This is a genomic window from Pseudanabaena sp. Chao 1811, assembly GCF_027942295.1.
Lineage (GTDB): Bacteria > Cyanobacteriota > Cyanobacteriia > Pseudanabaenales > Pseudanabaenaceae > Pseudanabaena.
The window spans coordinates 201,440-214,919 of record NZ_CP101416.1 but is presented as its reverse complement, the minus strand read 5'-3'; the positions used below and the strand labels follow the sequence as shown (position 1 = coordinate 214,919).

Below are 13,480 nucleotides of genomic sequence, written 5' to 3'. Positions count from 1 at the left end.
GTACAACAGCAAAGATGTGAATTTTGGGAAGCATTGAATGAAGTGAAAGCTGAAGATCTGATTTGTATTGATGAAACGGGAGTATGGCAGGGGATGGAACGCTCTGTGGCAAGAAGTGAATGTGGCAAAAGAGTATTCAGTCTTCGTCCCTTTTACAAAGGTCAGAAATACACAATAATTGGCGCTATTTCAGTTGATGGGATTGTTTGCCTGAAAACGATTCAGGGTTCTATGAAAGGAGCAGATTTTCTCACCTTTGTCCAAGATGACCTAGTACCTAAATTACGTCCTGAGCATAGGATCATCATGGATAACCTCAACTGCCATAAAGTTGAGGGGGTCGCAAAAGCAATTACAGCGACAGGTGCTAAGAGAGATTGTCAAGTAAAATGTGTAAAGTCTAGAAGCTAGACGTGGAGACGATCCTCGAAGAGGATGGCAAAGCGATTAAGAGCAGGTTTCCAATCACGAATCGGCATCGTCCACTTCTTCGAGATATTCCGCATTGCTAAATAAACGAGCTTGAAAGCAGCATCATCAGAGGGAAAAATCTGTTGGGATTTAATCACCTTCCGCAAACTACTGTTCATCGACTCAATCGCATTGGTGGTATAAATCGCCCTGCGAATCTCGGTCGGGAAAGCAAAGAAGGGGATAATGTTTGCCCAATGACTGCGCCAAGACTTGGAGATTGATGGATATTGCTTGTCCCACTTTTCAGCAAAGAGTTCGAGATTAAACTCAGCCTCCGATTCCGTCGCCGCGCTATAAATAGCCTTGAGGTCAGCACAAACTTGCTTGCGTTGTTGCCAAGGTACAAAAGCGACCGAGTTTCTGACCATGTGGACAATGCATAACTGCACCTGAGTTTTAGGAAATACCGTCTCAATCGCATTAGGGAAACCAGTCAAGCCATCGACACAGGCAATCAAAATATCTTTGACCCCACGGTTGTGAATTTCGGTGAGTACTGACAACCAGAATTTCGCACCTTCATTCGGAGAAATCCACATACCCAGTAATTCCTTGTACCCGTCCATATTCACGCCCAAGGCAAAGTACAAGGATTTGTTAATCACTCTGCCATTGTCTCGGACTTTGATGACTAGACAGTCCAGAAAGACGATTGGATAGACTGCTTCAAGGGGACGGTTTTGCCATTGCTTCACCTCGTCAATTACTGCATCTGTAACATTGGAAATAAGTGTTGGTGATACTTCAACACCATACATTTCTTGCAACTGGGCTTGAATATCCCTGACACTCATACCTCGTGCGTAGAGAGCAATGATCTTTTCATCTAGTCCTGACAAGCGACTTTGTCCTTTCTTCACCATCTGCGGTTCAAACTCCCCTTGCCGATCTCGGGGGACTGCGATTTCGGCTACGCCAAAGTCACCTTGCACTTTTTTCTGGCTATAACCGTTGCGACTGTTGGTTTGTCCTTCTGGTCTAGGTTCGTGCTTACCGTATCCCAGATGGGTTGATAGTTCTGCTTCCAATGCTCGCTCCACTAATGCGGTCGTCAGTTGTTTCAGAATGCCTCCTTCTCCGAATAGGTCAGGTGGTGTTTTACATTCTTGCAGCAATTCGTCGAGCAATTCTTTGCGTATATTCATCAGTTTTAGTGTTGGTAATTGTGTGTCTAGATCATCTCTCTGTATATATCCCAGACTTTACACACTTCACTTTACACTCTCTCAGATACCGTTGCATTTCATCCTTGAATTGGCGTAATTCATCAAAAGTAACTATGTATTTCTATCTAAAGATGTAACTTGAACTCCTCTAAGGTTCTAGACTGAAGTGCCGTATAGATATTTATCAATATTCTCAGAAGCATCCCTTAAACCAGATTGAATAGGATTCTCTCCTAATCCCCAAATTGGATCATCAAAAGCATCACTATTTTCTTGTGAATCTTGACTAATTTCTGATAATTTCTGCATCTTTAAAAGCTCATGATGCAAAGCCAAAGTAACAAAATCATCAATAGTTTTGACGAGTCCAGACTGAATTAACCTTTCGGTAGCATTAATCAAATCAGTAGGTAAGCTCAGCGTCATTTGTGTAATTTTTGACATGTTAACAACCCTCGTAATCAGCTTTTTAAAAAACTTCTTTTAATCTCTTATATAACATTCATGGTGATATTATAGCTAACTTCGAGAAATTCACCTTTACAAGCTTATGAAACCATTTCAAAAAATCTCTTTAAGTTTGGGTGTGAAGCGCTGTAGGCAATTTATACCAAGGAACATGGGGATATGCGTGGTGTTCCCAATGGTAATGACCGAAGTTGTAACAACTCAAAAATGACCACAGCATCGAATAGCGATCGCTATGCAAGCGGGGCGAGAAGTTTAAATTGTTATCAATTAGGCGATGGGGAAGATATGTGCCAAAGAAAAATAGCTGTAGCGAACTGAGGATGAGGGGTAAAAGCCAAAAGAGGATTAGATTTGTGAGGGAAACATTGAAAGCAATCATCAAGATTGCAATAATTACAATCATGCTCGTAATGAAAGTAATTAGCGATCGCAATGGGAAATATTCGCCCATAAATTTGCAATACCAATGGATGGGATTTGCCACATCGCCATGAAAATCAGGATCACCACTTTGAGAAGGATAGCGATGATGATTAATGTGATTCACCAAACAGCGATCGTAGGGTAGAAATCCATAGATGCCTAACATCAAGCGTCCAACTATCTTGTTTAAGCGTTGGTTTTGTGGAATTAAGTTCCCATGCATAGATTCATGGGCAAGAATAAACAGCCCAGTATGCAAATATGTACGAATTAAGATCAAACAAATTAGCCATATCCAAGAACTATTTGGTACGAAAATCTGAAACGAGCCAACTAGACTAGCAATCCATAAACTGGCTATAACAACGGTTATGATTGCGCCCATCCAGTTATCAGTTTTAAGCGCCTTGTTTTGCAGTCTAAGTATTTGCATTTCTCAAGAAGAAATTAAGGAATTACAAGAAATCCTTAAAAAGTGCAGCAAAGCAACACTCTTTAAGGATTTCTTGGTTTGAAGCGCAAAGCGCTGTAAATTTTTAACGAATCAAGTTCAATAACTCTTTCGGAGAAGCGAGTAAATCGATCGCTACGAAGAAAATCTTATTGCTAGGGTCAAGCAAAAAGCGCCAAGAGATATTCATACCTACACCAGAGCCAAACCAAGGTGTTTGCACTTTTCCAGTGATTTTAATTTGGGTGTAGCCACCATCTGCGGCTTCAGAAACACCTCTTTCTGGAACAAGCACAAGATTTTGACATTCTTCTGTAAAGAAGCGCATAATCGCTTCCTTACCAACAATTGGTTTTTGGAAGGGAGGTTGCAAAGCACCATCGGTCACGAATAGCGAGATCAAAGCATCAAAGTCATTGGCATTCAAGTTATCCATGTAAGACAATACTGTGGGATTGTCAATTCCTTCGATCTTAACTTGAGTACGTTTTGATAATTCTTTAGGAGGCAATACTGGCTCAGTAATGCGTGTTGCTCCATCCAGTTTGTTAGGGTCATAACCCATATCTACAACTGAATTACGGAGAATCGTAATTTGTTGACCGGGTTCTAAACTAATTAATGTGGCAAGAACCGCAGAAGCATTAGCAGAAAGCTTGTATCCTTCAGGAATAGGAGCAACAATTCCTTCTTCCATCCATTTGCCAAGTTGATACCAAAAACCTAGCTTGATATTTTGAGACCAGATCGCGTAGGTGCGACAAATAGGAGTATCAGCACGATTCGCTAGGTCACACATGACCTGAGTTTGTTGCTGAAAACTCATTTTCTTGATTTCATTTAAGGTCAACTCAGCTAGCTGCATACTTGCTGATCCCGGAGCCGCGATTGTTACAGTTTTACCCATCTCAAGGTATGTAAACCAAATCCAAGCGAGTTGATCTTCGGTACTAAGTTGATTGAATCTTGCTGTGGTTGCTGGTACAACGTCAGCAGCCAAGGTATTAGGGAAAATATTTCTTGCAGTGGAAACGGTATATGTCATATGAGTTGTTTTAGGGGTTGACTGAAGGGATTTAAGTCCGCACAAGAGCATAAACCGTCGAAACAAATCTGGAACTAGGCTTATAGAACCTTAATTCCAGCAGTTATGGGCGAATCAGTTATCGCATATAAGTAATTACAGGAATTGCAATTACTGCATAGTTAGAATAATTAATTCTGAGAAATCACAACAATAAACGAGCAATTAAGTAATTCAATTAAACAAGCTATTGTTTTTAGTGCATTTATTGATTTCTCTCATTAATATCTACTCATATTGTCATTACTGTTTCAAAACCTCTAAAGGTAGAGATCCCCTAACAATCTATACAACGGAGTAGACAGCGCAAAGCCCTGTCGCTCCTATTTGAGAGTGGGGATAGAAAGCACAAATAGCTGTTTATCCCCACTTTAACTCTACATACGTGCAAGTGCTGATATTTTAGCGATTTTATCGGAAGTTAATCCTTCTAATTCACTAAGACTCAACCAACCATCTTTGACCAACCCCGCAAATACAAATACTAGCATTGGCAATCGATAGTCATACTTCCCATCGACTTCATGACGCTTTGCGCTCAGAAAATCATGCAAATGCCACATATCTTCTATTTCTTCGAGGGAAATTGCCTTGTGTTTTACTGAATCGATCAAGTGGCTAATTTCTCTGTTATAGGCAGTTTCAAAAGCTTTTTTCGCAATGTCTTCCTCTGTTTCTGTCCACTCAGCGTTTGTTAACTGCATTATTAAAATTAAAAAATATATTTATGTATTTATATTAACAATAGTAACTAAGCTTTTGGTTTGAGGGATTATCACTAAGTTTCTTTATTTTCTTGGTGATGTTTCTGAATAAGGCACGAAAAAAATGGATACAAAATCGGACATAATGAATTCAATCTCTGATTGTAAATTTGGAGCGATCGCCAATGCCGTCAGCCCCCTTGAAATATTTGCGTTTCGACATACCAATAGATGTTCCCTATAACATTGTTCTAGAGGGATTGGAAGCTTGGTTTGATTTAGGTCTAGTCTCAGAAATAGATTTTCAATGGCGCAATACTAATCGATCAGTAAATCGGCTAAGGGTTGTCGCGATTCAGAATGAGGCAATTTTAGATGGACTGAATCTATGGCTAGAGATGGGTTTGCTGAGTCATGAGCAAGTTATGCTTGTGGGGCGAACGCGCTTTGTTTGTGAGATTAAAGCCGAAGTCCCAGCACAAGCCGAGCCGATGGTATCGAGTCATGCAAAATCGCGATCGCGTTCTGCCAATATTTCTAGTTCAGGTTCTAGTTCACGGCTAACGAGATCGCCTCAAGCGCCACCAAGACCAATTTCCCCTAAAGTTGACCAACCACCGAGTAAGGTCGCGCAAACTGTGCGATCGCTCATTTCGGAATTCAGCACGATGTGGTTGCTGTTTTTAGGCGTGTTTCTGGTGGTGGTGTCATCGGGATTACTTGCCGCGAGTCAGTGGAATAATTTTGATGCACAGGGGCAATATTTACTCCTATTTGCCTATACGCTGGGATTTTTTGGGGTGAGTTTCTGGACAAGCAAAAATGAGCGTTTGCGCTTGACCACTCGCGCTTTGCAGTTGGTGACTTTGCTGTTAGTGCCTGCAAACTTTTGGGCGATCGATGGGCTAAGGGTCTTAACTAATCCTGCGGGAGTGGGGCTAGGATTAATCGCTGGTTGTCTGCTCTCAGGGATTGCCATCTTTCTTTTGCAAACCTCCTTTCTCTTTCGCGAGACACAGGAAATTAACGCAGATTCCCAAAAACTTAGGCGCACAAGGCGACAGCTTAGCCAACTTTCGATCGCTACAATTCTGATTCTTTCTTGGTTGCATTTGGGATGGCTGATATCTCCCTACTATCCACTCATTGCCGTTTATTTAGGTATTGGCGCGATCGCGACTTCCACTTTTCTCAATCGCGATCAGGGATTAAATACTGCCGATAGTTCTACATTCCCGCTAGCCTTGATTACTGGCGCTTACAGCACGGTGTTATTGGTTAGTCGAGCGCTTCTATTTGCTAATGTTTCCGTTTTTAAGTTGGGATTAGCATTTGGGATTTGTGGCTGGGTGTTGGTGCAAATTACCAATAAAACGGAGAGATTGGCTTCGGCTTCGCTCAGCCAGCGAGGGGTTGGGGATTTGGGTGAGGCTTCGCTCAGCCAACAATCTGTGGGCAGTAAGTCAGTATTATCATTTCAGAAAAATCTTGGGCAGATTCTCTTAGGCTTAGGTTGGCTGGTATCGATTTGGGATCAATATCCTTGGCAAGCTTTTACGGTGAGTTTACTGATTGCATGGATATTATGCGATCGCCTATTCAAGCATGAAGAACCTAACGATTTAACTTATTTATTTGTCTGGGGTTTACAACTGCTTTGGCTAGTTAAAAGATTAATTCCCGAAGCATGGGGTGGACATACCTTCAAATTTTTGCTTGCTCTATTTCAAACTACTTCGGAAATAGCCTTATTAGGTGTTTTGCTATTTCCCTATGCGATTTTGTTTTTAGTGATTGCCGCGATTTATCGCGATCGCCAAAAGCCTAGTTTAGCCATACGTGGGGAATTACTAGCATTAGGATTTGGGGTAACACTTACTAGTGTCAGCTTCCTGAATTTGAATACCCTGTGCGCTAGTTTAACGCTTTCAGCAATTACCCTCTTAGCTGTCCAAGCAAAGCGATCGCCTACTAGCAAAGACTTGAGCAGTCTGGTTTATTGCGCTCATATTGTGAGTTTGATCGCCATTAGCTTAGGGAGCTATTTACTCACTCGAATTAATTCGATCTTTGTCTGGAGTGGATTTCTCTTAGGGATTATGTTGCTGGAATGGACTGTGGTTTTAGTGATTGGGAAGTTTAAACTTCAAGCGGTTTCTCTTGGTGATGAGTCTAGCCCCCAGCCCCTATCCCAGAGAGAGAATCCTCATTTGCAAGCATGGCGGGATAGTGCTTGGCATATTGGTGCGAGTTTGGCGGCATTGAGTTACATTTTGCTGTGGAATGCCACAATTGAAGGTCAACGACTGGGGCAATTTGGCAGTAGTGAATTGTTAATTAATAGTAGTTATTGGAGTGTCGCTTGGTTATCCGTGCCTTTATCTCTAACATTTTTGGGAACTTGGCGCGAATTTACCGATCGCGATTTGGCGATTAAACTCAGCATTGCAGGACTAGCGATCGCGCAATTTCTCACATGGACAGATGATAGTTCGCGTTTGATTGGCTTAGGGGTTGCCTTTGCCCTGATGTTGGTGAATACGCGCCGTAGCAAATCTCTGTTAACCACTTTCAACACTGTTGGCTATGGATTGTTATTTATTGCGGCGATGCTATGGAAGTTTAAGGTTGGTGATGGTCAAATTGCCCAATTCACCTTTGGGATCACGGGTTTAATCGTTAGCGTTTTGCTGCTCTATGTTCTCAATCATTGGCTCAAATATCGCCGCGATCGCCATGTCGCCGATCTCAACCTGCCCTTAAATCAATCCTATGCCCAAGCCTTTGATATTTGGGCGGCAGTACTTTCCACAGGCTTACTAATTCTGCAATCGCTCTTAGCCATTAATGTATTTGCCTTTAATGCAGATGAGCAATTATTTGTCAATCTGCTACCCAGCACGATTTTAGTCACTCTTGGCTTAATTTATCGCGTCTGGCAATCCCTTGGACAATCCTCCTCAAAACAATATCCTCCCTTTTGGACAGAATGGGGAATTGCATGGAGCATCGAACTCCTGACTTCAGGAGCGATCGCCGTTTTTAATGGTTCGGTAATTGAATTGGCGATCGCTAATTTAGCCCTTGGTTTTATCACGCAACTAATCGGCGACTGGTGGATGCAGCATACAGGCGATGGTACAAACAGGGGCGAATATCCACGTAGTTGGGATATTGTTCCCTTAATCTATGGGGCAATGGGTTCACTATTTCGGATCGGTAGTTTTAGTGGCTTAACAGGACTATTTTCCCTAAGCACTTCTCTAATTGGTATTGGCATTGGACGCAGAGCATCCCAATCAAATCCTGTATTCAAAGCTCTAACCTATCTATCGATGGTAGTCGCCACCTTCTCGGCATACGAGTTACTGTTCTATCAAATGGTTGCTAATTCCAAAGGTGGTAGCCTTGGCGATGGCTTAGTGATTTTAGCGACGCTTGCCTGTGCGATCGCCTATGCCTATCAGATTTTTACCGATTGGATCGTGCCATATTTACGCCTTTCTGTCCGTGAAATCAGCATTTCTGCCCATTTACATTGGACTGCCAGCGTTCTCTTCTTGCTATCAGGAAGTTTATATCAACCCTCAGCCACTGGTGGCTTGATCGGTGGTGGTTTAGCGATCGCCTTAGCTGCCTATGCAATTACGCAGGGAAGATCCCCCCTTGCAAAGGGGGGAATAGAGCAAGCCCCCCTTCGCAAGGGGGATTCAGAGGGTTCAGATCTCTGGATTTATACAGGGATTGCTACTGGCCTTGGTGCGATCGCCTATTTCCTCTTCTTTGCCTTCCCCAATCCTTGGCTAATTACCAATGTGATCCAACCCTATGGGGCAGCGATCGCCTGTATATTTGCTGCAATTCTCTACTTACCACCTTGGGAAGAATGGGGCTGGTCAGAGCATCCTTGGCATAATACCGCCTTCTCCTTACCCTTGATATTCACTCTATTTCCCAATAATGTGGCCCTGAGCCTAGTCATCGTTGGGATTTTCTACGCCATCTATGCCAGAGTCCAAGATCAAATTCGAGCCTCTTATCTAACTGTTCTCCTATGGGATTGGGCAATCTTCCAAAATGTAGGGGCTGCCAATTTGGGAAGATTCGATTTCTTAAGCTATGTTCTTGTAATTGGGCTATCAGGTTTATATTTCGCGCAAGTGGAACCAAGTTTGCGATCGCATAATAGCAAAGCTCTACGTCATGCCCTACGCAGTCTGCTTACAGGGGCAATGGGACTAATCGCCTTTCTCTATTCCTTTAGCGATCCGAGTATTGCCTTTGCGACTTGGGGCTTAAGTTTTGCTTTTATCATTTTGGGGCTGTCTTTCCGTATCCGTGCCTATCTCTTTATGGGAACGCTGACATTCATTTTGCTAGTCCTCACCCAAGCCGTAATTTTAATCACTCAATATTCATTCCTAATGTGGGCGCTCGGTATCTTTGCAGGGATTGGCTTTATTCTGGTTGCCGCAAACTTTGAAGTAAGGCGCGATCGCATTTTGGCGTTATTTCGTGGTTTAGCGATCGAGTTGGAATCATGGGAATAAATAGCTGTAAAAATCTTTTTTAGACGCAACAAGTATTTTTGTTTCACCGTCGAAGGTGAGAAAACAAATTTCATACGTTAATAACACACATGATTAGAAATTTTGGACTTGTATTAACCATTGGGTTAACATCTATCGGCTTATTTCCTGCTTTGGGATATGCCAAGCCAAATCTAGATTTGCCAAAATCTGAAATTGTAATTAAACAGGATGTCGATAATAATGGACAGCCTGACCTGATTATTTCTAGTTATTTCATTCGCCCCGTTTGGATTCCCAAATATGATTCCACAAATACTTGCCATAAGGTGTCTGGCAAATTTGTGAGATACACTCTATTTGCCAATGGAGAAAAGACGGGTAAGGTCATTTTCGAGAAATCCTATGGAAGCAGTGTGGCAAGCTATTGGGTACATCGATTAACATTGGATCGTGATATCGATGGTGATGGACAGAAAGAGTTATTGTTCTATATGGGAGACGATACGAGTCAAGAGATAACTTATCTCTTTCTCAAACCAGATGGAACAAAAGCTGTTAATTTGGGAGTTACAGATTTACCAGGGGCTCAGCTTAACAAAATGCTAGACTTACAGCTTTTTAGAGGGGCTGTGTTTGCAAAGTGGGATAAATCCGCAAAGTTATGGAGGAGTCAAAATAGACAATATGGTTGGGTATTAGGGGATTGTGTAGCAATTAGAGAACTCCCAGATGCTCAATCTAAGATTGTCACCATGATATCGAGGAATGAGCTTCTTTCTGTTGTTCAATCTTCAAGTAATAATGATTGGATTCAGGTGCAATTTGCCTATAGCAAGAAAGGATGGATCAACGCCAAGAACTTTAGTTTTACTTCGCCTACAAGTACGATTCGCTTTGTGAATCCATAGATTCAGAAGGGTTCTTCAACAAAAAGCAACATGAAGAATCACAAAGTAATTTTTCATGTTGCCTTTTTTGCACGGTAATTCGTTTTTAGAAGGTAAATACAGTTCTCAATGTACCGACGGTGATGGTGCTATTGCCACTGTTGTTATTGGGATTAAAGATGAACTGCAAATCAGGAGTAATGCTGATATTGGTGGAGACTGGAAAGCGATAGAACAACTCCACATTGGTCTGTGTGGCATTGCCAACTGTACTCTCAATTAAAGGCTGACCCACGGCGATCGCAGCCATTGCTCCTTCTTTAAATAAATCAGGAAAAGCAAACCCAGCCGACCATGTTTGCGGACTGAGCGAATCACCCGATGCCCCAGCGTTGATATAGGTCGGTAGTGCTGTGGCGATCGCTGTACCACGATTGCTGATATTGCCAAATCCGTAGCGACCAAAAATAGCGATCGCTTTATTAAATGCCCACTCTAGGTTCACGCCACCAGTGTTGTAATCGAGATTATTGACCGATGCGCGGGTATATTGCAACCGTACCGCAAAAGGCTTTTCATCCTCGCCATTTTTGGGTGCAAACTCTAACTCAAACGTACCTTGGTAGGAGTCTCCCAATAAGCCTTGGTTAATTGTTCCATTAGGAGCGCCAGCATTCACAGTTGGACTACTAGCATTCGCCGCCACATATCCTGCTCTCAAGCTAAAAGCACCACCGTTGATATTCCATGCGATCGCCGCACCAGCCCCATCGTTTACAGGCAAAATTAGCGGGTTGTTGATGAATAAACGGGTTGAAAAATCAACGGATTCATCATTAGCAAAACTATTTTTATCAAGATGATCATTTAAAGCAATGATTGGCCCTACAGATGCTCTAATATCCTTGCCAATGGGAAAATCATAGCGCAAACGTCCTAGTACAAAATTATTGCCAACCTCACTGTAGTCGGCAACGGAGCTATTCTTAAATCCTGAAAAACCTCGAAAAATATCACCAGCCGCATCAAGGGAATTTGCAATACTCGCACCACCATTACCTGCTTCTAAGCGGGTGAGCAACAAATCTTCGCCTGTAAAGCTGGTATTCAAATTCAAGCGCACACGATTAATTACAGTTGTATTCGCTTTACCCGAATTCCCCGTTAAAGTTCCATTTGCCGTTAATAGGTTATCTGTTCCAGAGCCGCTTGCTGTAACTGAAACGATCGCCTGACCATCAAGTTTAGTTGTAGTGGAGAATTGCTGTGCTTCAAGTTTAGCAACTTTAGCATCTAGGGCATCGACACGCCCGCGCAAGGTTGCCAACTCTGCGGCAAATTCCTCTTGTAGTTTTCGCAATGTGGCTAGGTCTTCTTTGCTAACTTTGTCAGCTAACCCTGCGGAAATAATTTCATTAATTTTGTCTAAACAAGCATTCAAACCTGCGGCAAATTCATAACGGCTGGTCGCTTGTTTCCCGCGAAATGTGCGATCGGGATATCCTGCGATGCAGCCATAGCGCTCCACTAGGGATTGCAAAGCGGTAAAAGCCCAATCGGTGGGGCGGACATCGCTAAGTTGAGAGACCGATGTGACATTTTGCCCGATTACATCTTGAGTTGCGACTGAGTTCAACTGTTGCGATTGAGCAGATGCACGCGCACTCATACCGATCGCGGAAATAGCGATCGCGCCAACCAGAGATATTTGTACTTGTTGAGACCAAACCTTAGCCACAGCGTAGTTCCTCACCTAAATTTATATGATCCTGAATTTGATAACGATTATCATTATCAATTATTTGATTAAACTATGTAAGCGCCATTTAGTCAAAAGCATGACTTTTTATAACTCACGTAGCATCATAGCTAATTGAATATAATTTGCAATTAGCTTATACCAAACTTGTAATTTATGTAAAGTATTTATCCTCAATCGTTACTAAAAAGCTTCTATTTGTGCGATCTCTTTTATAAATCCTCAAATCTACTAATGATAAAGAATTGCTATAAATAACTACTAAGTGGCATAATTTTGGTATTCGTGCTATTTCTGATCTACCTAGCTTGCTCTCATCGGTAAACCTCGATTATGCGTTTAATACATACTTCAGATTGGCATTTGGGAAGAAAGTTAAAAGGAGTTGATCGCACGCCTGAAATTGCCTTAGCCCTAGACGAAATCCTCAAATATGCAAAAGAATATGAAGTGGATGCCGTTTTAGTGTCAGGTGATATTTTCGACGTGCCAAATCCTACAACTGAAGCCGAGCGCGTTGCCTATGATTTTTTCTATAAGCTCAATCAGTTAAGCATTCCTTCCGTAGCGATCGCAGGAAATCATGACTCAGCAAATCGCATTGATAGCCTCGCCGATTTGCTATCGCTAGCAGGGGTGAGAGCTTTGGGTCGTCCTAGAATTGCTGAGGAGGGTGGGGTGGTCAATCTAGAAACTGCAAGTGGTAAACTTTGCATTGGTGCGATGCCCTTCGCCTCGGAACGGAAATTATTAGCTGCTGAGGATGTTTGGAATAAGGATGCTTTGGAACAGCGAAATGATTATAAAACTACGGTTACCTATGTTCTCCAGAATCTTGCTAATGCCTTTAAAACTGATGCAGTAAATGTGATGCTGGCGCATATGACCGTTAATGGAGCAAAGTTTACGGGTTCTGAGGCAGCTTTTTATAGTGGTGCTGTGTATAGTCTTTCGGGACAATCAATTCCCTCGGAATGTCAATATGTGGGCTTAGGGCATATCCATCGACCACAGCAAATTCCCAATGCGGCGCCGACCTATTATGCTGGTTCTCTAATTCAAGTGGATTTTGGGGAAGTGGGCGAAGAGAAAGGATTTAACTTAATTGAAGTGGAAACTGGTAGACCTGCGAAAGTGCAATTTCAGCCGCTTACTTGCCATAAGCCCCTCAAGCGCGTGGAATGTCATCTGGATCAACTGGATGAGCATCTAGAAGCCCATCGTGATTATGAAGGCTATTTGAAATTTGCGATCGCTGTGAATACACCGCCCATCGGACTTGCGGATCGGGTGCGAAAAGTTTGTCCACAAGCGGTGATAGTCGAGCCGAAGTTAATCGTAAATGAATCGGCACAGGTTCCTGAACCAAAGGATTACGATCGCTTCGATCCGATCGCTGAGTTTCAAAAGTTTTATAGCGATCGGGAAAAAAACTTATCTCCTGAAGTAATTACTGCTTTCAAAGAGTTGTATATGGAATTTAGTGAAATACCCGCTTAAAAAACAAAACTAATGACTAATTGATTATT

Annotated in this window: 10 protein-coding genes; 4 read left to right on the top strand and 6 right to left on the bottom strand. The window is 42.4% G+C overall.

The window, feature by feature from the left end:
• Nucleotides 1–42 precede the first annotated feature (42 nt).
• Nucleotides 43–411: a transposase gene (locus tag NMG48_RS00895; protein ID WP_271255305.1), complete on the top strand. Its 369-nt coding sequence runs from the start codon at nt 43–45 to the stop codon at nt 409–411.
• Here the strand turns inward: NMG48_RS00895 and NMG48_RS00890 are convergent.
• The 5 genes from NMG48_RS00890 to NMG48_RS00870 all read right to left on the bottom strand — a co-directional run bounded on the left by NMG48_RS00890 (nt 408) and on the right by NMG48_RS00870 (nt 4,773).
• Nucleotides 408–1,619: an IS256 family transposase gene (locus NMG48_RS00890; RefSeq protein WP_271251743.1), complete on the bottom strand. Its 1,212-nt coding sequence runs from the start codon at nt 1,617–1,619 to the stop codon at nt 408–410. The genes NMG48_RS00895 and NMG48_RS00890 overlap by 4 nt on opposite strands.
• Nucleotides 1,620–1,796: 177 nt before the next feature.
• A complete protein-coding gene (locus tag NMG48_RS00885; protein ID WP_271253596.1) occupies nt 1,797–2,084 on the bottom strand; it encodes a hypothetical protein in 288 nt (95 codons plus the stop codon).
• Nucleotides 2,085–2,214: 130 nt separating this feature from the next.
• Entirely contained in the window at nt 2,215–2,967 is a 753-nt protein-coding gene (locus tag NMG48_RS00880; RefSeq protein WP_271253595.1) for a fatty acid desaturase, read from the bottom strand.
• Between the two features lie 103 nt (nt 2,968–3,070).
• Nucleotides 3,071–4,030, bottom strand: a complete 960-nt coding sequence (locus NMG48_RS00875; protein WP_271253594.1) for an orange carotenoid-binding protein — start codon at nt 4,028–4,030, stop codon at nt 3,071–3,073.
• A 416-nt stretch (nt 4,031–4,446) separates the two neighbouring features.
• Complete coding sequence (locus NMG48_RS00870) at nt 4,447–4,773, bottom strand: hypothetical protein (RefSeq protein ID WP_271253593.1); 327 nt, start codon at nt 4,771–4,773, stop codon at nt 4,447–4,449.
• Between the two features lie 185 nt (nt 4,774–4,958).
• Here NMG48_RS00870 and NMG48_RS00865 point away from each other — a divergent pair, with 185 nt between their 5' ends.
• Both NMG48_RS00865 and NMG48_RS00860 read left to right on the top strand, forming a co-directional pair.
• Nucleotides 4,959–9,323, top strand: a complete 4,365-nt coding sequence (locus NMG48_RS00865; RefSeq protein WP_271253592.1) for a hypothetical protein — start codon at nt 4,959–4,961, stop codon at nt 9,321–9,323.
• 89 nt (nt 9,324–9,412) lie between these two features.
• Nucleotides 9,413–10,213: an SH3 domain-containing protein gene (locus tag NMG48_RS00860; RefSeq protein ID WP_271253591.1), complete on the top strand. Its 801-nt coding sequence runs from the start codon at nt 9,413–9,415 to the stop codon at nt 10,211–10,213.
• An 85-nt stretch (nt 10,214–10,298) separates the two neighbouring features.
• Here NMG48_RS00860 and NMG48_RS00855 read toward each other — a convergent pair whose 3' ends face one another.
• Nucleotides 10,299–11,930: an iron uptake porin gene (locus NMG48_RS00855; RefSeq protein ID WP_271253590.1), complete on the bottom strand. Its 1,632-nt coding sequence runs from the start codon at nt 11,928–11,930 to the stop codon at nt 10,299–10,301.
• 354 nt (nt 11,931–12,284) lie between these two features.
• Here NMG48_RS00855 and NMG48_RS00850 point away from each other — a divergent pair, with 354 nt between their 5' ends.
• Nucleotides 12,285–13,451, top strand: coding sequence for a metallophosphoesterase family protein (locus NMG48_RS00850; RefSeq protein WP_271253589.1), 1,167 nt, complete (start codon nt 12,285–12,287; stop codon nt 13,449–13,451).
• The last annotated feature ends 29 nt before the right edge of the window (nt 13,452–13,480 follow it).

Excerpts from the sequence above, each read along its gene's own strand:
- NMG48_RS00890 (WP_271251743.1), bottom strand. The coding sequence starts at position 1,619 with ATGAATATACGCAAAGAATTGCTCGACGAATTGCTGCAAGAATGTAAA.
- NMG48_RS00885 (WP_271253596.1), bottom strand. The coding sequence starts at position 2,084 with ATGTCAAAAATTACACAAATGACGCTGAGCTTACCTACTGATTTGATT.
- NMG48_RS00880 (WP_271253595.1), bottom strand. The coding sequence starts at position 2,967 with ATGCAAATACTTAGACTGCAAAACAAGGCGCTTAAAACTGATAACTGG.
- NMG48_RS00875 (WP_271253594.1), bottom strand. The coding sequence starts at position 4,030 with ATGACATATACCGTTTCCACTGCAAGAAATATTTTCCCTAATACCTTG.
- NMG48_RS00870 (WP_271253593.1), bottom strand. The coding sequence starts at position 4,773 with ATGCAGTTAACAAACGCTGAGTGGACAGAAACAGAGGAAGACATTGCG.
- NMG48_RS00865 (WP_271253592.1), top strand. The coding sequence starts at position 4,959 with ATGCCGTCAGCCCCCTTGAAATATTTGCGTTTCGACATACCAATAGAT.
- NMG48_RS00860 (WP_271253591.1), top strand. The coding sequence starts at position 9,413 with ATGATTAGAAATTTTGGACTTGTATTAACCATTGGGTTAACATCTATC.
- NMG48_RS00850 (WP_271253589.1), top strand. The coding sequence starts at position 12,285 with ATGCGTTTAATACATACTTCAGATTGGCATTTGGGAAGAAAGTTAAAA.